This window comes from Klebsiella sp. SYXHC3 (genome assembly GCF_057196925.1).
Genome location: NZ_JBXUNG010000007.1, coordinates 147334 through 166079, shown reverse-complemented (window position 1 = coordinate 166079; position 18746 = coordinate 147334). Strand labels below are relative to the sequence as shown.

The following is an 18746-nucleotide window of genomic DNA, read 5'->3' as shown; positions in this document are numbered from 1 at the left end:
TACCCCGCTAAGCAGGGGGAGCAAAGCTCCCCTTTCTCACCTGCAGTTGCGCTATTTAGCGCTAAATAGCTCAAAAGGTTTAAAACACGCCGCGATGTCGCACAAAGTGAACAGGAAGTCGCATTCACGATACTTATCATTGCTGTTTTGAACATAAATAGTGGTGTTAATGTCTGTCATCAGAAGCTTACTTTTCTTTCTCGGCGCAGCGGCGGCTTCCGCCATCGCGGTACTTTGTCTATGGATGGATATCCGGGTGTTTGGCAACGATATCCCGGAGATTTCGCTTACCGAGGTAGTGCAGGAGGGCGTGCTGGCGATAATCGTGCTGATGCACTTCCTGCTGGCGAAAAAATATGAGCTCCTGCGCTACTGTAATATCCTCGTTGGCGGCTTCTTCCTGGCGATGCTGATCCGCGAACTGGATGCGCTGTTTGATCTTATTACTCACGGCAGCTGGGTGTGGTTCGCGCTGGCAACGACGATAGCCGCGCTAATCGCTCCGCTGCGCCACGCTCGTCAAACGCTGTCGCAACTGGCGCAATACACCCGCACGCCTTACTACGGCATGATGATAAGCGGCCTGCTGGCGATTCTGGTCTTCTCACGGCTGTTCGGCATGCATGGCTTATGGTATGCCGTACTCGATGAGAACTACGCGCGGGTGGTGAAAAACACCGTTGAAGAGGGTAGCGAGTCGTTCGGCTACATGCTTTGCCTAACCGCCTCGATTGGCTACTACTGCTACTTCCGCTATCAGGCGCGGCAGAAAAGCTAATCCACTGCGCCGCCAGAATGTCGCATTCTGGCGGCAGCGGGAATCATGAATTACCCCTGAATTTTCCACTTCCGCTTGAGCACATTTTTGTCCTGGCTATCCAGCCAGTGGTTCACTTTCTCAAGCAGCGCCGGATTATCCTTATTCATCATATAGACCTTATAGCTGGCGGTGCCGGGGAACGGCGTCTCATTCGCCACGCAGAACACGCCGGGCTCCTTGCTCTGGTAGTAATCCCCTTCTATCAGGTCGGTCACCATCATATCGGCCGTTTTTTGCCGCAGCGCCTGCAGATTATCGATATTGTTCTGCACGCGGATGATCTGCGCATGCTTGATATGCTCATCAACGAAACTTTGGTTGGTACCGCCGGGGTTCACAATCACCTTCACATTCGGCTGGTCGATTTTTTCAAGGCTGCCGAGCGCTGGCGCGGCGCTGCAGTTCGCCAGAGCGATTTTACCATTGGCCACCACCGGATGGCTCAGGGAGAAATCTTTTGCCCGTGCCGCCGTCTCCGTTACGCCTCCCATAGCGATATCAAACTTATCGGCTTTTAAATCAGTCGATAACGTTGGCCAGCTGGTGATAATAAACGTCACCTTCACTCCCAGCGTTTTCCCCAGATCGTGCGCCATATCGACGTCGTAGCCGATAAGTTCGCCGGCGCCGTTATGAAAGGCCAACGGCGCGTAGTCCCCCGGCACGCCGACTTTTAACTCGCCGCTTTGTTGAATTGACTGCATATCACGCGCCTGGACGCCGCAGGCTATCACCGCCGCCATCAGGGCCACACCCAACTTTAACTTCATCTTAAATTCCTTATGATTTCATCTTCATGCTGCCAGCGACCACGGTTTTCACCACCGTTGCCGTCAGCTTTGGTAGCGCAAGCGGCGTGAGTTCACCTTGCTCCTGCGCATGGCGCAGTAATTCACAAAAGCGCGCCACCTCGTTCACCGGAAACATAGCAATATCCTGTGCAGAATATTGCCACCAGCGCAGCGCTAACAACTGCTCAACAATCGGTTCGGCAAAACGGTATTTGATGAGCTTCGCCGGGTTCCCGCCAACCATGGTATACGGGGCAACATCTTTCACCACCAGCGCGTTGGCGGCGATAACCGCGCCATCGCCAATGGTAATCCCCTGCGCCAACGTCACGTTTTGTCCAATCCAGACATCATTGCCAATCACGATGGGGCGCGTCTGTTTTTCAAAAGCGTAAAAATGATTTTCCCGTCCGTTATCCGCTGCCAGGGTTGCCATTAGCGCTGAATGACGGGCGTAAAAAACCGGGCTGGAGCTTGCCCACTCTAAGGGATGACGATCGCCTAATACCTGTAATCTATCAGCGATTGAGGTGTAGCGCCCAACCTGAATAAACGCCGGCAACAACGTACGGGTGTAACTGAAAGCCCCCAGCGAAGCCAACCGCTCGCCACAGCGCCCCCAATAGGTGGTATACGGTTCAGTGCATAAATTTTCTGGTACTTCAATTGGTTGCTCATCACGATAAAACGGATGGTCGCAAACCAGCCTCTGCCCGCCGAGGAAAATACGCTGACTTTGTAGTAACGATCTTATTTCGCCAAATGCGATTTTCATTTTTCACCCTTTCCTGTCCAGCGTAATGTCGTCACCCAGCCAGCACACCTCCTATTGATAGCATCCATGCTTTATCCATATCACAAAATGTTAATGAAATGTTTTTATTTTGTGATGCACAACCAGGATTCATTGCACCTTATTTGTGCAATGAATAACCAAATCCTACGCTCAGGATCCGCTCACCTCCCAATAATTTAGCGATATTGCTGGAAATACTATTTTCCGCAATAGCTGGCACACATCGTGCTTTGTTAATTGAGTATCAGAATTCTGTTAAATGAGAGCGAACTATCATTAAGGGCAGAGATGAACGATAGCAACGGCTTGTTTCACATTATTGAATCCACTTTCAGCCAGCTCACGCCGAGCGAAAAGCGTATTGGCAGCTGGCTGTTAAGCCATCGGGAGCATATCCCGTTTGAGACCGCCGACAGCATTGCGCAGGCCACCGGCACCAGCGGGATAACCGTAGGCCGCTATCTGCGCAAGCTGGGCTATCGCAATCTCGATGACGTGAAGCACAGCCTGAAGGAGCCCGCTTCAACGCCCTACCGCCAGTGGGGAGTTATCGACCGGCTTGACTCCTGGTCACAGCAGCAGGCGCAGCCGGATCGCGCCAGCCTGTCGTTGCAGATGGAGTTGGATGCCATTCGCTATGTCTATCAACTGGCGCAGGAACCGACCTTCGCCCGCGTCAGTCAACGCATCGCCGAGGCCGACGCGGTTATCGTGCTCGGCATTCAGTCGACCCGCGGCATCGCCAACACGTTCTTCAGCCATCTGGAATACCTGCGCCCGCGCGTGACCTACGCCGACGGCAGTTCCGGTAGCTGGCTGGAATCATTGAATTCTGAATACCAGCGCCCCTATGTGGTGCTGACCGATACCCGCGCTTACTCCGTCGCCGCGCGCCAGTTTTGCCGGGTCGCCTGCGAACGCGGGGTTGCCACCGCGCTGGTCACCGATATCTGGTGTCCGTGGGCGCGCGACTATCCGGTTGATTTACTACAGGTAAAAACCGATACCGGCCACTTCTGGGATTCGCTGGCGCCGATCGGTTGCCTTTTTAATCTGCTGCTCTCCGCGGTGGTGGAACGGCTGGGGCCGAACCTCTCCAGCCGCCTTGCCGCGAACCGCGCGCTGCAGCAGGAATTTGGTCAGTTTGAACGTTAAGGAAATTTTCGATGAGCCATCTTTCCCTGGTGGATATCGCCGCGCGTTTTCCCACGCTGCCTGTCGACCTGAAATACGCTACCGCCGATAACATTACCGGCCAACCGATTTACCGCGAAGCCCGCTGCCTGCTGCACCCCGACGCGGCCGTCGCGCTGGAGAAATCTATCGCCATCGCCGCGCTGGCGGGCTATCGCCTGCTGGTACTTGACGCCTATCGTCCACAGCGCGCCCAGCAACTGCTGTGGAATGCCTGCCCGAACCAGGATTATGTCGTACCGGCCAATATCGGCTCCAACCACAGCCGCGGCACCGCCATCGACGTAACGCTACTCGATGAACACAACAACCTACTCGACATGGGCACCGCCTTTGACGAAATGGACGATCGCTCGCATCCCTACCACCCGGCGGTAGCTCAGGAGGCCCAGCGCAATCGCCTGTTGCTGAACGCCATTATGTTCGGCGGCGGCTTTAAAGGTATTACCACGGAATGGTGGCACTTCGAACTACCGGACGCGGCCGGTTATCCGCTACTCGATGATGTTTTCGCCTGTTTCTCCCCCGCTCAGATTGACGGAGTTTCACCATGAACATGACTCGCCCAGCATCCGTAGGTTTTCGCCCGTTACTATTAGCCGCCGCGCTCTGCGCCGCCATCCCTTCCGCCTTTGCCGCGGTGCCGAAAGATATGCTGGTGATCGGCAAAGCCGCCGACCCGCAAACGCTCGACCCGGCCGTCACCATCGATAACAACGACTGGACGGTGACCTATCCGGCCTACCAGCGGCTGGTCAAATACAAAACCGATAATGGCAAAGGTTCAACCGATGTCGAAGGCGATCTCGCCGAAAACTGGCAGGCCTCCGACGACGGCAAAACCTGGACCTTCACGCTGCGCAAAGGCGCGCAGTTTGCCGACGGCTCGCCGGTGACGGCAGAGGCGGTCAAACTCTCTTTCGAACGGCTAATGCGCATTAAACAGGGGCCATCGGAGGCGTTTCCCAGCGGGCTGAAGGTGGATGTCGTCGATCCGGCCACCGTACGTTTCACGCTACCGGAATCTTTCGCGCCGTTCCTGCATACCCTCGCCAATGACGGCGCCTCCATCATTAACCCTGCGGTGCTGAAAGCCAACGCCGCCGATGACGCCCGCGCCTATTTGGCCGAGCACACCGCAGGCTCCGGCGCGTATAGCCTGCAGCGCTGGCAGAAAGGCCAACAGTTGGTGCTGGTACCCAACCCGCACTTCAGCGGCAACAAGCCGGCCTTTAAGCGCGTCACGGTGAAAATCATCGGCGAAAGCGCCGCTCGCCGTCTGCAGTTGACCAAGGGCGACCTGGATATCGCCGACGCCCTGCCGGTCGATCAATTTGCGGCATTGAAGAAAGAGGACAAGGTGACGGTCTACGACTATCCGGCTCTGCGCGTCACCTACCTGTATCTCAACAACAGCAAAGCGCCGATGAACCAGGCGGATCTGCGCCGCGCGGTGTCGTGGGCAACGGACTATAAAGGCATGGTCGACGGCATTCTCGGCGGTAACGGTAAGCAGATGCGCGGGCCGATCCCCGATGGCATGTGGGGTTACGACGCCAGCGCCATGCAGTATTCATTAGATCTCGACAAAGCCAAAGCGGCGCTGGACAAGGTAGCGGATAAGCCGAAAACGCTGACGTTCCTCTACTCTGATAACGATCCGAACTGGGAGCCGATTGCGCTCTCCACTCAGGCCAACCTGCAGGCGCTGGGTATCCAGGTCAAGCTGGAGAAACTGGCCAACGCCACCATGCGCGAGCGTGTGGGTAAAGGTGATTACGACATCGCGATCGGTAACTGGAGCCCGGATTTCGCCGACCCCTATATGTTTATGAACTACTGGTTCGAGTCGGACAAAAAAGGGCTGCCGGGAAACCGCGCGTTCTACGACAACCCACAGGTTGATGCGTTGTTGAAACAGGCGGTTGCCACCACCGATCAGGCGGCGCGGACCAAAGATTATCAGCAGGCGCAAAAAATCGTCATTGATGACGCCGCCTACGTCTACCTGTTCCAGAAGAACTATCAGGTCGCCATGAACAAGGAGGTGAAAGGCTTCGTTTTCAACCCGATGCTTGAGCAGATTTACAATATCGCCGACATGCACAAGTAGCGGGCCGTCTCTCCATCTTGTCGGGTCGGGCCGTCGCAGGCCCGACCGAGGAGCGCCATCATGAGTTTCTGGGGTTTAATACGGCAGCGCTGTTGGGGGCTGATTTTAGTTGTCGCCGGCGTCTGCGTGATTACCTTTATTATTTCGCACCTGATTCCCGGCGACCCGGCGCGGCTGCTGGCGGGCGATCGCGCCAGCGATGAAATCGTCCGCCATATTCGCCAGCAGCTGGGGCTGGATTTACCGCTCTGGCAGCAGTTTGCCCGCTACGTTGACGCCCTGCTCCACGGCGATCTCGGCACCTCGATTCGCACCGGCCGCCCGGTACTGGAAGATTTAAAAACCTTCTTCCCGGCGACGCTGGAACTGGCCTTTTGCGCGCTGCTGATTGCCCTAGTGGTCGGCATCCCGCTCGGCGTGCTGTCGGCGGTTTACCGCAATCGCTGGACCGATCACCTGGTGCGCCTGATGGCGCTGACCGGCATCTCGACTCCGGCATTCTGGCTCGGTCTCGGGGTAATCGTCTTGTTTTACGGCAAGCTCGATTGGCTACCCGGCAGCGGCAGGCTCGATGACTGGTTCGATCCGCCCACCCGCGTCAGCGGTTTTTATCTGCTGGATTCACTGCTGGAAGGCAATATTGAAGTCTTCTTCAATGCCCTGCAGCACCTCATTTTGCCGGCGGCCACCCTTGCCTTCGTTCATCTTGGCATCGTCGCCAGGCAGATCCGCTCGGCAATGCTCGAGCAGCTCAATGAGGATTACATTCGGACCGCGTTAGCCAGCGGCCTGCCGAAATTCACCATTGTGGTGCGCTATGCGCTACCCAACGCGCTGATTCCCTCCATCACCGTACTCGGGCTGGCGCTGGGCGATCTGCTGTACGGCGCGGTGCTCACTGAAACGGTGTTCGCCTGGCCTGGAATGGGCGCTTACGTGGTGTCTTCGATTCAGGCGCTCGATTTCCCCGCCGTGATGGGCTTCGCCATCGTGGTCTCCTTTGCTTACGTACTGGTCAACCTGGTAGTCGACCTGCTCTATTTATGGATCGACCCGCGCATGGGTCGGGGAGAAAGCTAAGTGATGATGACTCAGGAACAACCGCTTCCACGGCCAAAGGCTGAAAAAAGCGGCCACTGGAAGCGTCGTTGGTGGTTGATCCGCCAGAGCCCGCTAACGCTGATTGGCGCAGCGATCATGCTGATCATGCTGTTTTTAATGATCTTCTCGCCGTGGCTGACGCCGCACGATCCTAACGCTATCAACCTTGCCGCGCGTCTGCAGGCGCCGTCGTTCGATCACTGGTTTGGTACCGACGAGGTTGGCCGCGATCTGTTCAGCCGCGTGCTGATCGGCAGCCAGCAGTCGGTGGCCGCCGGGCTGGCGGTGGTATTGATCGCCGGGATCAGCGGCTCGCTGCTGGGCTGTCTCTCCGGGGTGCTTGGCGGGCGCAGCGACGCGCTGATTATGCGTCTGATGGACATTATGCTGTCGATTCCGTCGCTGGTGTTGACCATGGCGCTGGCGGCGGCGTTAGGCCCGAGCCTGTTCAACGCGATGCTGGCGATCGCCATCGTGCGTATTCCATTTTACGTGCGCCTGGCGCGCGGCCAGACGCTGGTGGTTCGTCAGCATACTTTCGTCGAGGCCTCGGTGACGTTTGGCGCCTCGCGCTGGCATCTGATCAGTTGGCATATTCTGCGTAACGCCCTGCCGCCGCTGGTGGTGCAGGCCTCGCTGGATATCGGCAGCGCGATTCTGATGGCCGCCACGCTCGGTTTTATTGGCCTCGGCGCCCAGCAGCCCACCGCGGAATGGGGCGCGATGGTCGCTAACGGCCGCAACTACGTGCTCGATCAGTGGTGGTACTGCGCCTTCCCCGGCGCGGCGATCCTGATCACCGCCGTCGGCTTTAACCTGTTTGGCGATGGCATCCAGGATCTACTGGATCCCAAAGCCGGAGGGCGCAACTAATGGAAAATCGGGTCTTAACTATCGATAACGTTCGCCTGAGTTTCCCGGTCTATCAGGGCCAGGTCAACGTGCTGAATAATATCTCGCTGCACATCGATCGCGGTGAAATCGTCGGCGTGGTGGGCGAATCCGGCTCCGGCAAATCGGTGACCGCGATGCTGGCGATGCGGCTGCTTCCCGCCGGTAGCTATCATATTCATAGCGGCGCTATCACCCTGATGGGTCACGATATGCTCAACCTGACGGAAAAAACGCTACGCGATATTCGCGGCAGCAAGGTCGCGATGATTTTTCAGGAGCCGATGACCGCGCTTAACCCCACCCGACGCATCGGTAAGCAGATGGTAGACGTCATCCGCCAGCACCGTCCCATGTCGTTGCGTGAAGCACGCGCCCGCGCCGTCGAGCTGCTGGCGGATATGCAAATTGCCGATCCGCAAAGCGTGCTCAAGCGCTATCCCTTCGAACTCTCCGGCGGCATGCGCCAGCGGGTGATGATCGCTATCGCCTTCTCCTGCGAGCCCGACCTGCTGATTGCCGACGAACCGACCACCGCGCTGGACGTCACCGTGCAGCGTCAGGTACTGCGCCTGTTAAAGCAAAAGGCCCAGGCGACCGGCACGGCGGTGCTGTTTATCAGCCATGATATGGCAGTGGTCTCTCAGGTGTGCGATCGGCTGTACGTCATGTACGCCGGCGCGGTCATTGAAAGCGGCAACACCGGAGAAGTACTACAGCAGCCGCAGCATCCCTACTCTATTGGCCTGTTAAACAGCGCTCCTGATAAGGGAGAACCGCGCACGCCGCTACGTTCTATTCCCGGCACCGTGCCGAATCTGGCGCATCTTCCCGCCGGCTGCGCCTTCCGCGAACGCTGCTTCGCCGCGGGTGAAGCCTGCGGTATCACCCCCACGCTGCAGGCTCATGATAGCGCCGCCGATAGACAGGCTGCCTGCTGGTACCCGCAACGGGAGAACGCCCATGTCTGAGACGCTATTAACCCTCAATGATGTGCACCTGACCTTTGCCGCGCAGAAAAACTGGCGCGGGAAAGTCATCGAACGCGTCTATGCGCTAAATGGGCTGGATATGACGGCCAGGCGCGGCGAAACCTTAGGGATCGTTGGCGAATCCGGCTGTGGGAAAAGCACCCTGGCGAAGCTGCTGATGGGCATGTTAAAGCCCTCTTCCGGCCACTTAACCCGCGCGCCGGCGCGCGGCGAAAACCAGAGCGGACGCATGCAGATGGTGTTTCAGGATCCGCTCTCATCGCTGGACCCACGGCTACCAGTCTGGCGCACCATCACCGAACCAGTGTGGATCCAGTCGCGCATGCCTGAAAAGGCGCGTCGCGATCTCGCCGAGCAGCTGGCGCTACAGGTGGGGATCCGTAGCGAATATCTCGATCGGCTGCCGCACGCTTTTTCCGGCGGCCAGCGCCAGCGTATCGCCATCGCCCGCGCGCTCTCGTCGCAGCCGGAGATAATCGTGCTTGATGAGCCGACTTCGGCGCTGGACATCTCGGTGCAGGCGCAGATCCTTAATCTGCTGGTCGAACTCCAGCAGCGGCAGAATCTCACCTACGTGCTGATTTCGCATAACGTCTCGGTGATACGCCATATGAGCGATCGGGTGGCGGTGATGTATCTCGGGCAAATCGTTGAGATGGGGGAGGCGCGGCAGGTGCTGGATAACCCTGCGCATCCTTATACCCGGCTATTGATGGAGTCGGTACCGCGCATCGGTTCACCATTAGGCGAAGGCGTGCGCAATACCGAACTACCGGGTAACCGCCGGCTGCCGACGGGCTGCTACTTTCGGGAACGCTGTCCTTACGCCAGCCAGGGCTGCGAACGGCCGCAGCCGCTGGAGGCGCAAGCGAATGGCGCGCAGGTCCGCTGCTGGAAAGCGCAAACAATAAGATGAGACCGGGCGCCAGTCCTGTAGCCCGGGGAAGGCGCTTACGCCGCCCCCGGGTCAGCCGTTATAAATGAATCAGAACAGCCCCAACGGCGCAGTGCCGTAGCTCACCAGCAGGTTTTTAGTCTGTTGATAGGCTTCCAGCGCCATCTTGTGGGTTTCCCGCCCGACGCCGGACTGCTTATAGCCGCCAAACGCAGCATGCGCCGGGTAAACGTGATAGCAGTTGGTCCACACTCGTCCGGCCTTGATGCCACGCCCCATGCGGTACGCCAGGTTAGTATCCCGCGTCCACACCCCGGCCCCTAAACCAAACTGCGTCTGGTTCGCGATCGCCAGCGCCTCCGCCTCGTCCTTAAAGGTGGTCACGCCGATGACCGGGCCAAAGATCTCCTCCTGGAAGCTGCGCATCTCGTTGTGCCCTTTAATCAGCGTCGGCTGAATATAGAAGCCGCTATCCAGCTCGGCGGTAATGCTCGCGCGATCGCCGCCGGTGAGGATCTGCCCGCCTTCATCACGAGCGATCTTGATATATGACAGGATCTTATCGAACTGCTGGCGTGATGCCTGAGCGCCGATCATCGTTTCGGTATCAAACGGATCGCCGCGACGGATCTGCATCACTTTTGCCATTACCCGCTCCATAAACGGCTCGTAGATCGATTCGTGGATCAACGCGCGCGACGGACAAGTACAGACTTCTCCCTGATTGAAGAAGCCCAGTACCAGCCCTTCCACCGCCTTCTCGATAAACTCCTCCTCGCCATCCATTACGTCGGCAAAATAGATATTCGGCGATTTGCCGCCCAGCTCAACGGTACAGGGAATAATATTCTCCGCCGCGCAGGCCATAATATGACGGCCTACCGGCGTCGAGCCGGTAAAGGCGATTTTAGCGATCCGCTTGCTGGTGGCCAGCGCTTCGCCGGCCTCTTTGCCAAAGCCCTGCACCACGTTCAACACCCCTGCCGGGAAGAGATCGCCGATAATTTCCATCAGCAAAGTAATACTCAGCGGCGTCTGCTCCGCCGGTTTTAAGACCACGCAGTTGCCTGCCGCCAGCGCGGGCGCCAGTTTCCATGCCGCCATCAGCAGCGGGAAGTTCCACGGAATAATTTGCCCAACCACGCCTAACGGTTCGTGGAAATGATAAGCCACGGTGGTGTCGTCAATTTCGGCGGTACTGCCTTCCTGCGCGCGCAGACAACCGGCGAAATAGCGGAAATGATCGACCGCCAGCGGCAGGTCGGCGTTCAGGGTTTCGCGGATTGGTTTGCCGTTATCCCAGCTCTCCGCTACCGCCAGATACTCCAGATTCTCCTGAATGCGGTCGGCGACCTGCAGCAGAAGATGAGAACGCTGCTGTACCGAGGTTCGCCCCCAGGCGTCCGCCGCCCGGTGTGCCGCATCAAGGGCCAAATCGATATCTTTGGCGTCGGAACGGGGAAACTGCGCAATGTTGCTCCCATCGACGGGAGAAGTATTCATGAAATATTCGCCGCTTAACGGCTCGACGAATTTACCGTCTATGAAGTTGCCGTAGGCCGATTTGAATGAAACCAAAGCGCCCGGTTTGCCAGGATGAACATAACGCATAGCAATCTCCTTCTGTAGGGTTAAGGCGCAGCGGCGTGGTGGTTTTTGCTATTGTCCGCTGCACGCTTTTTCCTGTAGCAGGGGTTATGCCAGGTTTGCGTACTTCACATAAAATTCATAATTTCCAAATAATTACATATATCCCTCTGCCGATTCGCGTCCTCTTTGTCGCACAGGATCCCGCTTCTGTGTTGCGAATCGCAACACCAAGAAAACCTAATTGCTACAATATTGCAACACAAACCAGCCGACCACGAGGTGCGCCGTGCAAGGAAATCCGTTCACTATCACCCCCGAGGCGCAGTCCAGCACGCTGCTGAGCGACTCCTGGCAACGCAGCCAGCGTTATGGCCTGCAGCCAACGAGCGACGAATTTCCGCGCCTGCGCGGCGGCGAACTGGCCGACGTGCTGGAAAGCAACCGCAGCCTACAACGGCTGGCGCAACCGGTGGCGACGCCGCTGGCGCAACGTGCCGCCGGGCTGCAATCGGTAGTGATTCTTTCCGATGCCAGCGGGCTGGTGCTCCAAACCTTCGGCAATAGCGCAGCGATGGAAAAAGCGCAAAGCTTCGCGCTGGAGCCAGGCAATATCTGGAGCGAAAGCGGTCGCGGCACCAACGCTATCGGTACCGCGCTGGCGATTGACGACAGCTGCGAAGTCGAAGGCCGCCAACACTATTTAACCCGTAATCAGGATTTGTATTGCGCGGCGGTTCCCCTACAAAGCCCCGATGGCCAGATTGCCGGGGCGCTGGATATTTCCGGCCCGGCGCATATCCCGCATCCCCACTCTCTGGCGTGGATAAAAGAGGCCGCCAAACAGATTGAATATCTGTGGGTGAAACAGAGTCTGCATCCGCAACAGTGGTTAATGAGCCTGCACTCGCGGGTACAGAAGCTCGATAGCGCCGAAGAGCTGCTGCTGGTTTTCTCCGATAACCTGCTGACCGCGGCCAATCGCCTGGCCATCCGCGAACTGGGCCTGCAGGCTGGACAGATCGGACAGATGACCTTCCAGCAGTTGTTCCCCCGCCTGACGCAAACGGCGGTCAGCGTGCCGCTACCGATGACCTTCCAGCAACGTGACTACTACTACCGTCTGCGCGCGCCAACCCGCGCCAGCGTCGCCGTCCCCGCACAACCAGCACTTAACCTGCCGTTTTGCGCGTCCGGCGAAGGCGAGAAAATGGTCCGCCTGCTCAACGCCGGTATCGCGTTGTGTATCGAAGGCGAAACCGGCTGCGGCAAAGAGTTCCTCAGCCGTGAACTGCATGCGCATAGCCGCTGGCGCAGCGGTAAATTTGTCGCCATCAACTGCGCGGCCATTCCAGAATCGCTGATTGAATCGGAGCTTTTCGGCTATCAGGCGGGGGCCTTTACCGGCGCGAATAAAAACGGCTATATCGGCAAAATTCGCGAAGCCGATGGTGGGGTGCTGTTCCTCGATGAAATCGGCGATATGCCGCTGGCTCTGCAAACCCGTCTGCTGCGGGTATTGCAGGAAAAAGAGGTCATGCCGCTGGGTGGGAATCGCAGCGCGCCGGTGAACTTCGCCTTGATTTGCGCTACCCACCGTCATCTCGCGCAGCGTGTCGCCGAAGGCGCATTTCGCGAAGACCTGCTCTACCGCCTGCGCGAGTATGCTTTTACCATCCCGCCGCTACGCCAATGGCCTGAACTCAAGCAGTTTATTCCAGCGTTGTGGCGCTCGCTTGGCGCGGCAGAACGCCATATAACCCTCTCTGACGCGTTGATTCATCAACTGACATTATGTCGTTGGCCGGGTAACGTGCGTCAGTTGCAAAGCCTGCTCAAAGTCCTGTTGGCGCTGGCGGACGATGGCGAATGCCTGGGCGTCGCGGCGCTGCCGGAGGAGTATCAAAGCTCGCAGCAAACCAGCGCTCCGGGCGGGCTTCAACAACATGATGCAAAGCTGATTGCCGATACGCTGGCCCGCTTTAACGGCAATGTGAGTAAAGCGGCGCAGGCGTTAGGCGTCGCGCGCAGCACGCTGTATCGACGGGCCGCGCGCGTACAAAGGAAGTGACTACGGCGTAAAGCGCGCCGGCAGCCAGGAGAAGAGACGGCGGCTCAGCGCTTCGCACAGCGCCACCAGCGTCTGCCCCAGCCGTTGCCAGACCACTTTTGCTACGCAGAGGCTCAGTGCTGAAATCAGCGCCGCGCCCAGCATATCCAGCGGGAAATGGACGCCGAGAAAAATACGCGCCCATGCTACCGGCAGCGCCGCCGCCAGCACCAGCAGCCCAATGCCGCGCAGGCGTAATGACAGCAGCGCGAAGGCGGCGCTGAACATTACGGTGCCGTGATCGCTTGGAAAAGAGTTATCCGCCGGGTGGCTTATCCAGGTATGACCCAGCGGCATCATAAACGGCCGCGGATGGAACCACAGGGTTCCACAGGCAACCCCCAGCCCTAACGCTATCAAAATCGTCATGGCGCAAAACAGCGCCTGTCGATGCCCCTGACGACCGCCAAGGAACCATAATCCCAGCAATATCGCCGGCACAATGAGAATAAGCCAGCTGGCGGAGAATTGAGCCAGTAGCAATAGGCTGTCCGGCGTACCTGGCCCGGCATTCAGCGTAAGGAAGGCGTTCTGGTTAAACGTTTCTAACAGGTTCATGGCGAGTTCTCGTCACAGTCATCATGCTGTCATTATCGCCGGCATACCTTAAGCCCGGATTAACCTGACGCTGAAGAATCCTCCTGGTTTTCTCCACCGGCTAACTGCTGCGGCAGCCGCGCCAGCAGTTCATCTACCACCACGCGAATTTTCTGCGGCACCCATACCGCTTCCGGCCAGACGGCGCTGATCGCAAAACTGCCGCTGACGGACGACGGCAATATTTGCTGGAGTTCTCCCCGCGCTATCTCGTCCGCCACCAGCCAATCCGGCAGCCAGGCGATACCCAGCCCGCTTTTTGCCGCCGCGGCGATGGCGGCGAAATCATCCATCGCCAGTCCGGGCTGAGGGCGAAACGCGAGCGCCGCTCCCTGCGTATCGCGCAAATGCCATTTCTGCATCTGCCCGGCGTAGAGATAGCCGATGGTAAGATGCTCGTGCAGTTCTTCCGCCGTCTGCGGCGCTGGTTGATTATGCAGATATAACGGCGATGCGCAGAGAATCATGCCGTGCTGGCCTAAACGCCGGGCCTTAAGAAAGCTGGAATCGCTCAACGCGCCGATACGTATCGCCATATCGAACCCTTCTTCAAACAGATTGACCTGACGGTCGCTAAACGACAGCTCGAGCTTAAGCTCCGGATAACGTTGGCTAAGAGGAAACAAGATCGGCGCCACGCAGCGCTGGCCAAACAGCACCGGCAGGCTGATTCGCAGCCGCCCTTGCACCTGGGTTTTCCCGCGCTGAATTTCATTTTCCGCATCCCGCAGGTTATCCAGCGCCCGGCGGGATTGCAGATAAAAGACCTCGCCTTCTTCGGTCAACGCCTGCCGACGCGTGGTGCGCTGAAACAGCGCGACGCCAAGCCGCTGCTCCAGCCGGGAAATGGTCTTGCCGACGGCGGAGCGCGTCACGTTCAGCTTCTCCGCGGCTTGCGCAAAGTTGCCGCATTCGACGACGGCGACAAATACCGGGATCGCATTTAAATCACTGCGCATTGATTGGTTCCTGAATAGATACAATGATAAAAAATAATGTCACTACTGGAGAAAAAAAGACAGTGTTACCCTGCGGACCATCAACTTTATGAGGAGTCCGTCATGAGTAACGTTTTGATTTTAAAATCCAGCATCAACGGCCCGGCGTCGCTAACCAACCAGCTAATAGATGAATATATGCAGACCCGCCGCGAGGCCGGTCATCAGGATTCGGTCGTCGAACACGATCTGACCACCCTCGCCTTGCCGAAACTCGACGGCGCGCTGTTTGCCGCGCTGCGCGGCGCGCAAGACCCGCGCCCGGCGATTCAGCAAGGCGTCGCCCTCTCTGATTCACTCATCGGCGAGTTAAAGGCCAGCGATCTGCTGGTGATCGGCGCGCCGATGTATAACCTCAACGTGCCAACCGATCTCAAAAACTGGTTCGATCTGGTGGCACGGGCGCGGGAAACCTTCCGCTACACCGAGACCTGGCCTCAGGGACTAGTGGAAAGCGTGCGTGCGGTGGTCATTAGTTCGCGCGGCGGCGTCCATGACGGGCAACCCAGCGATGCGGTCACCCCTTACCTGCGCGCGGTGCTGGGATTGATGGGGATTAGCGACGTCGAATTTATCTACGCCGAAGGGATGGATATTCGCCCGCACGGCCGCGACGCGGGCATTGCCCACGCCCGCCAGCATATCGCCAGGGCCGCTCAGCAGGCGTGAGCTCCGTTCTTTATACGGCTGGTAAAGGGTCATCTTTTATTTTAGAATAATCTAAATTTAGCAAATACTAAAATAAAATGACCACAGCACAACAACTGCAGGCCAGCGCCGGGGAAGCCGCTGTCCTGCTGAAGGCGATGAGCAATCCCCACCGATTACTGATTCTGTGCATGCTCTGCGAAGCCCCGCGTACAACCGCAGGCGAGCTGGCGCAAATCACCGGCCTGAGCCCTTCCGCCACCTCTCAGCACCTCGCACGAATGCGTGATGAAGGGCTAATCGACTGCGAGCGCGATGCGCAGCGCCTGCGCTATTTCATTACCCATCCCGCCGTTCAGCAGGTCATCGCTACGCTGAAGACCATTTACTGCCCGTAAGGAGTCCTTATGATTATCGCTACCGTTTCAGCCAACGAAGCCCTGGCGCTTATCGCCCAGGGGGCGCGGTTAATTGATATCCGCGCTGCCGACGAATACGCCCGCGAGCATATTCCGGCGGCGACACTGCTGCCATTAGAACAATTAACTCACGGCGCGGCGCTCAATGCGCAGCCGGGCGACACCATCATTTTTCACTGCCAGGCCGGCTCGCGCACGCAAAATAACGCCAGTTTTCTGGCCGCCGCCGCCGCGCCCGCGCAGGTTAAGCTGCTGGCTGGCGGTATTCAGGCGTGGCGGGCAGCGGGGTTGCCGATAGTCGAAGATAAATCCCAGCCGCTGCCGCTAATGCGCCAGGTGCAAATCGCCGCAGGCGCGCTGATTTTGCTGGGCGTAGTGCTGGGCTACGCCGTCAACAGCGGCTTTTTCTTGCTGAGTGGTTTCGTTGGCGCGGGGCTCACTTTCGCTGGTCTCACCGGTTTCTGCGGCATGGCGCGCCTGCTGGCGGTCATGCCGTGGAACCGGCGTTAAAACGCCTGCCAGATGAGTAGGGCGATGCCGCCGAAGAGCAGCCATTTGACGATGTAATAAACCGTTTTATTCCATTTTTTCAATCGCTTGCCAATAATGCGGATTTGATAAATGTAACGGAAGCTGCGATTAATTCCGCCGGTGCGGTCGCCGACGTCGTTCGGCGCGGCGGCGGCGCTCATTAAATTTCGCCCCAGCCAGTGGTTCACCTTCTGCGCCCAGCGGTAACGCATGGGCCGTTCGATATCGCAAAAAAGAATCAGCCGATTCTCACCGCTGGTATTTTCCGCATAGTGAATATAGGTTTCGTCAAACAGCACGCCTTCACCATCGCGCCAGCTGTAGCGTTCGCCGTCCACTTCAATAAAACAGCGGTCGTCATTCGGCGTCGCCAGCCCGAGATGAAAACGCAGCGACCCGGCGTAAGGATCGCGGTGGCGAGGCAAACGGCTACCATCGGGTAGCGTGGCGAACATTGCCGCTTTAACCGAAGGAATCCCACGCAGCAGCTCGGTCGTTTTTGGACATAGCTGGCTGGCGGAGGGATGCGCGTCTTCATACCATTTCAGGTAAAAACGTTTCCAGCCGGTTTTAAAGAATGAGTTAAATCCGGCATCATTATATTTTTCCGCCGCTTTTATTTGCTCCAGACGCTGCAGGTTAATCCCCTCTTCACGAATAACCAACCAGTTCTTTTGTAATATCGCCAACTCTGGAAAAGTCTCCGGGCGTAGATACGGCGTATTTGGCACGCGAGAAAAAAGGTACATAAAGCCATTAAGGGGCGCGGTAAAAGTTGAATGATCGGAAAGCTGTCGCCAGAAACGATAGCGAACCTTTCCGCGATAATGGACGTAGAGCACAGCAATTATAATAATAAGTAAAATGATATACTTCATATTCGCTTATCTGACCATGTTCTGTTTTTAATCATTCCTCGCTGGCAGCGTTAGTTGCCTTCACCGCAGCGCCGTTAAAACCATTAACAAAGATAATACATCCACCCCCACATTGTTTTAACAAAAAACAGCACGATCATTGAATCCGTCAGCGTCGTTGAGCTATCGTTTAGGTTCTTAGTTGTGACCAATGCACAGGAGAAACACCATGTTTGCAACAGGCGATCTGGTACAACCGCGCGTCGGCGGGCCAAAATTGAAGGTAGTGGAAGTGAATGGCGATAGTCTGGTCGTCGTTCAGGCAAGTAACGAGCAGGGTGAAAAGTTTACTCTGAAAGCGGTTGATGTTACGCCTTATACCGAAGAAGGCGATTTCGGCGTCTGCTAAGTAAAACGGTGGGGAATCCCACCGTTTTAACCTACGCTCGATTTAAATCAGGAAGCTCTCAAGCGATTTCCCTTGCGCGACGGCTAAAGCGATCGGCTTCGGCATACGTCCCTGCCCGGTCCAGGTTTTTTCTGCGCCGGTATGGTCGGTATAACGATATTTAGCGGGACGCGGCTTACGCTTTTTACTGCTCTTCGCCGGGGCCATTTCATGCAGCACTAATTCATCAGGTGAAATACCATCAGCAACCATTAATTCCAGCCAGGTATTAATTTTCTCCTGATATTCTGCCTGCTGCTGTTGCGTCTTCTGCTGCTCAGCGCGTTTTTCTTCAGTGACGATCCTGAGCTTTTCCAGCATCTCTTCAAGCACGTCAGTGGAGAATTCACGCGCCATAGCACGCAGTGAGCGAATATTATTCAGTTTTTGTAACATAAAAGACATAAAGATCAAAAATCCCAAATCGAAAAAATAAAACAAGAATTACCCGGTCAGTTTAATAGATATGTATATTTATTTCCAGCCTTAGCTTATTCAAATAAATATGTACAGGATTACACCTATGAACGCGCTGAAATTTATTGGCGGGTAATAGCGAAATAGAACATAAATACAGTCTAGCGCAGATGAATAATGCATAGTGCGACATGATAATATTCATAATGTTATATTTATAGCCACTTCAGTGAGTTATAAAATCTTCGCCCGCCGTGGGGAATGCCAATAGCTTTGTGGTAATGAATTTAAATTCACATAATCAGAATAAAACCCATTATTTACATACAGCAGCAAATGCTGATAAAAGGTATTCATACAGTAAATAACGCCAATAGTGACCAGCATCACATAACGTAATCAGGCGCCCGCCTTATCAACCTCCCTTCCCCTGTCATGCTTACTCGTCACCTTACAAAACAAAATCATATCTATTTGATATTAAACAACATAATCAAAAAAAGGAACAAAAGTAGCGCAAGCTGAGCAAAACGCCAGTTCA

Annotated in this window: 20 protein-coding genes; 13 read left to right on the top strand and 7 right to left on the bottom strand. The window is 56.6% G+C overall.

Annotated elements, in window-relative coordinates; genetic code table 11:
* Positions 1 to 169 precede the first annotated feature (169 nt).
* Positions 170 to 778, top strand: coding sequence for a hypothetical protein (locus AC2CGP_RS17855; protein ID WP_020078137.1), 609 nt, complete (start codon positions 170 to 172; stop codon positions 776 to 778).
* Positions 779 to 828: 50 nt separating this feature from the next.
* Here AC2CGP_RS17855 and AC2CGP_RS17850 read toward each other — a convergent pair whose 3' ends face one another.
* Positions 829 to 1590 (bottom strand): transporter substrate-binding domain-containing protein, encoded by a 762-nt coding sequence (locus AC2CGP_RS17850; protein WP_020078136.1) that lies wholly within the window; start codon positions 1588 to 1590, stop codon positions 829 to 831.
* A 10-nt stretch (positions 1591 to 1600) separates the two neighbouring features.
* Positions 1601 to 2386, bottom strand: coding sequence for a CatB-related O-acetyltransferase (locus AC2CGP_RS17845; RefSeq protein ID WP_059304847.1), 786 nt, complete (start codon positions 2384 to 2386; stop codon positions 1601 to 1603).
* 309 nt (positions 2387 to 2695) lie between these two features.
* Here AC2CGP_RS17845 and AC2CGP_RS17840 point away from each other — a divergent pair, with 309 nt between their 5' ends.
* From AC2CGP_RS17840 to AC2CGP_RS17810, 7 genes are read left to right on the top strand one after another with little or no spacing between them, the layout of a single operon-like run.
* Positions 2696 to 3562 (top strand): MurR/RpiR family transcriptional regulator, encoded by an 867-nt coding sequence (locus AC2CGP_RS17840; protein WP_059304846.1) that lies wholly within the window; start codon positions 2696 to 2698, stop codon positions 3560 to 3562.
* Positions 3563 to 3573: 11 nt separating this feature from the next.
* Positions 3574 to 4155: a D-alanyl-D-alanine dipeptidase gene (gene ddpX, locus AC2CGP_RS17835; RefSeq protein WP_015370100.1), complete on the top strand. Its 582-nt coding sequence runs from the start codon at positions 3574 to 3576 to the stop codon at positions 4153 to 4155.
* Positions 4152 to 5714, top strand: coding sequence for an ABC transporter substrate-binding protein (locus AC2CGP_RS17830; RefSeq protein ID WP_047038947.1), 1563 nt, complete (start codon positions 4152 to 4154; stop codon positions 5712 to 5714). The genes ddpX and AC2CGP_RS17830 overlap by 4 nt, the downstream gene beginning before the upstream one ends.
* Positions 5715 to 5774: 60 nt before the next feature.
* Entirely contained in the window at positions 5775 to 6794 is a 1020-nt protein-coding gene (locus tag AC2CGP_RS17825) for an ABC transporter permease (RefSeq protein ID WP_047038950.1), read from the top strand.
* The gene (ddpC, locus tag AC2CGP_RS17820; protein ID WP_015703223.1) at positions 6795 to 7688 is read left to right on the top strand and encodes a D,D-dipeptide ABC transporter permease; all 894 of its coding nucleotides are present in this window, start codon (positions 6795 to 6797) and stop codon (positions 7686 to 7688) included.
* Positions 7688 to 8677, top strand: a complete 990-nt coding sequence (locus AC2CGP_RS17815; protein ID WP_045413262.1) for an ABC transporter ATP-binding protein — start codon at positions 7688 to 7690, stop codon at positions 8675 to 8677. Before ddpC ends, AC2CGP_RS17815 begins: the two co-directional genes overlap by 1 nt.
* Complete coding sequence (locus tag AC2CGP_RS17810) at positions 8670 to 9614, top strand: oligopeptide/dipeptide ABC transporter ATP-binding protein (RefSeq protein ID WP_045413259.1); 945 nt, start codon at positions 8670 to 8672, stop codon at positions 9612 to 9614. The genes AC2CGP_RS17815 and AC2CGP_RS17810 overlap by 8 nt, the downstream gene beginning before the upstream one ends.
* 69 nt (positions 9615 to 9683) lie before the next feature.
* Here the strand turns inward: AC2CGP_RS17810 and exaC are convergent, their stop codons facing one another.
* Positions 9684 to 11204 (bottom strand): acetaldehyde dehydrogenase ExaC, encoded by a 1521-nt coding sequence (gene exaC, locus AC2CGP_RS17805; protein ID WP_015703226.1) that lies wholly within the window; start codon positions 11202 to 11204, stop codon positions 9684 to 9686.
* A gap of 265 nt (positions 11205 to 11469) precedes the next feature.
* Between exaC and AC2CGP_RS17800 the strand changes: the two genes are divergently transcribed.
* Positions 11470 to 13251 carry a sigma-54-dependent Fis family transcriptional regulator gene (locus AC2CGP_RS17800; protein WP_049052414.1) on the top strand — a complete coding sequence of 594 codons (1782 nt, stop codon included), beginning with the start codon at positions 11470 to 11472 and terminating at the stop codon, positions 13249 to 13251.
* Here AC2CGP_RS17800 and AC2CGP_RS17795 read toward each other — a convergent pair whose 3' ends face one another.
* Positions 13252 to 13848, bottom strand: coding sequence for an undecaprenyl-diphosphatase (locus AC2CGP_RS17795; RefSeq protein WP_015370092.1), 597 nt, complete (start codon positions 13846 to 13848; stop codon positions 13252 to 13254).
* A gap of 59 nt (positions 13849 to 13907) precedes the next feature.
* Entirely contained in the window at positions 13908 to 14846 is a 939-nt protein-coding gene (locus tag AC2CGP_RS17790; RefSeq protein WP_049052418.1) for a LysR family transcriptional regulator, read from the bottom strand.
* Between the two features lie 102 nt (positions 14847 to 14948).
* On the opposite strand from AC2CGP_RS17790, the gene AC2CGP_RS17785 reads away from it, so the two are divergent.
* The 3 genes from AC2CGP_RS17785 (at position 14949) to AC2CGP_RS17775 (ending at position 16462) form a co-directional block, all read left to right on the top strand.
* Positions 14949 to 15554, top strand: coding sequence for an FMN-dependent NADH-azoreductase (locus AC2CGP_RS17785; protein WP_049052420.1), 606 nt, complete (start codon positions 14949 to 14951; stop codon positions 15552 to 15554).
* 77 nt (positions 15555 to 15631) lie between these two features.
* Positions 15632 to 15931: an ArsR/SmtB family transcription factor gene (locus AC2CGP_RS17780; RefSeq protein ID WP_015370089.1), complete on the top strand. Its 300-nt coding sequence runs from the start codon at positions 15632 to 15634 to the stop codon at positions 15929 to 15931.
* A 9-nt stretch (positions 15932 to 15940) separates the two neighbouring features.
* On the top strand, positions 15941 to 16462 hold the full coding sequence (locus tag AC2CGP_RS17775; RefSeq protein WP_475702461.1) for a rhodanese-like domain-containing protein: 522 nt from the start codon (positions 15941 to 15943) through the stop codon (positions 16460 to 16462).
* Here the strand turns inward: AC2CGP_RS17775 and lpxO are convergent.
* On the bottom strand, positions 16459 to 17361 hold the full coding sequence (gene lpxO, locus AC2CGP_RS17770) for a lipid A hydroxylase LpxO (protein WP_015370087.1): 903 nt from the start codon (positions 17359 to 17361) through the stop codon (positions 16459 to 16461). The two genes, AC2CGP_RS17775 and lpxO, sit on opposite strands and share 4 nt — an antisense overlap.
* Positions 17362 to 17569: 208 nt before the next feature.
* Here lpxO and AC2CGP_RS17765 point away from each other — a divergent pair, with 208 nt between their 5' ends.
* Positions 17570 to 17749 (top strand): hypothetical protein, encoded by a 180-nt coding sequence (locus tag AC2CGP_RS17765; protein ID WP_015370085.1) that lies wholly within the window; start codon positions 17570 to 17572, stop codon positions 17747 to 17749.
* 42 nt (positions 17750 to 17791) lie between these two features.
* On the opposite strand, the gene stpA is transcribed toward AC2CGP_RS17765, so the two are convergent.
* The gene (gene stpA / locus AC2CGP_RS17760; protein ID WP_032706443.1) at positions 17792 to 18193 is read right to left on the bottom strand and encodes a DNA-binding protein StpA; all 402 of its coding nucleotides are present in this window, start codon (positions 18191 to 18193) and stop codon (positions 17792 to 17794) included.
* Positions 18194 to 18746: the final 553 nt, after the last annotated feature.

Excerpts from the sequence above, each read along its gene's own strand:
- AC2CGP_RS17810 (WP_045413259.1), top strand. The coding sequence starts at position 8,670 with ATGTCTGAGACGCTATTAACCCTCAATGATGTGCACCTGACCTTTGCC.
- AC2CGP_RS17825 (WP_047038950.1), top strand. The coding sequence starts at position 5,775 with ATGAGTTTCTGGGGTTTAATACGGCAGCGCTGTTGGGGGCTGATTTTA.
- AC2CGP_RS17840 (WP_059304846.1), top strand. The coding sequence starts at position 2,696 with ATGAACGATAGCAACGGCTTGTTTCACATTATTGAATCCACTTTCAGC.
- lpxO (WP_015370087.1), bottom strand. The coding sequence starts at position 17,361 with ATGAAGTATATCATTTTACTTATTATTATAATTGCTGTGCTCTACGTC.
- AC2CGP_RS17795 (WP_015370092.1), bottom strand. The coding sequence starts at position 13,848 with ATGAACCTGTTAGAAACGTTTAACCAGAACGCCTTCCTTACGCTGAAT.
- AC2CGP_RS17815 (WP_045413262.1), top strand. The coding sequence starts at position 7,688 with ATGGAAAATCGGGTCTTAACTATCGATAACGTTCGCCTGAGTTTCCCG.
- AC2CGP_RS17845 (WP_059304847.1), bottom strand. The coding sequence starts at position 2,386 with ATGAAAATCGCATTTGGCGAAATAAGATCGTTACTACAAAGTCAGCGT.
- exaC (WP_015703226.1), bottom strand. The coding sequence starts at position 11,204 with ATGCGTTATGTTCATCCTGGCAAACCGGGCGCTTTGGTTTCATTCAAA.
- AC2CGP_RS17855 (WP_020078137.1), top strand. The coding sequence starts at position 170 with ATGTCTGTCATCAGAAGCTTACTTTTCTTTCTCGGCGCAGCGGCGGCT.
- ddpX (WP_015370100.1), top strand. The coding sequence starts at position 3,574 with ATGAGCCATCTTTCCCTGGTGGATATCGCCGCGCGTTTTCCCACGCTG.
- AC2CGP_RS17765 (WP_015370085.1), top strand. The coding sequence starts at position 17,570 with ATGTTTGCAACAGGCGATCTGGTACAACCGCGCGTCGGCGGGCCAAAA.
- stpA (WP_032706443.1), bottom strand. The coding sequence starts at position 18,193 with ATGTCTTTTATGTTACAAAAACTGAATAATATTCGCTCACTGCGTGCT.
- AC2CGP_RS17780 (WP_015370089.1), top strand. The coding sequence starts at position 15,632 with ATGACCACAGCACAACAACTGCAGGCCAGCGCCGGGGAAGCCGCTGTC.
- AC2CGP_RS17775 (WP_475702461.1), top strand. The coding sequence starts at position 15,941 with ATGATTATCGCTACCGTTTCAGCCAACGAAGCCCTGGCGCTTATCGCC.
- AC2CGP_RS17850 (WP_020078136.1), bottom strand. The coding sequence starts at position 1,590 with ATGAAGTTAAAGTTGGGTGTGGCCCTGATGGCGGCGGTGATAGCCTGC.
- AC2CGP_RS17790 (WP_049052418.1), bottom strand. The coding sequence starts at position 14,846 with ATGCGCAGTGATTTAAATGCGATCCCGGTATTTGTCGCCGTCGTCGAA.
- AC2CGP_RS17830 (WP_047038947.1), top strand. The coding sequence starts at position 4,152 with ATGAACATGACTCGCCCAGCATCCGTAGGTTTTCGCCCGTTACTATTA.
- AC2CGP_RS17785 (WP_049052420.1), top strand. The coding sequence starts at position 14,949 with ATGAGTAACGTTTTGATTTTAAAATCCAGCATCAACGGCCCGGCGTCG.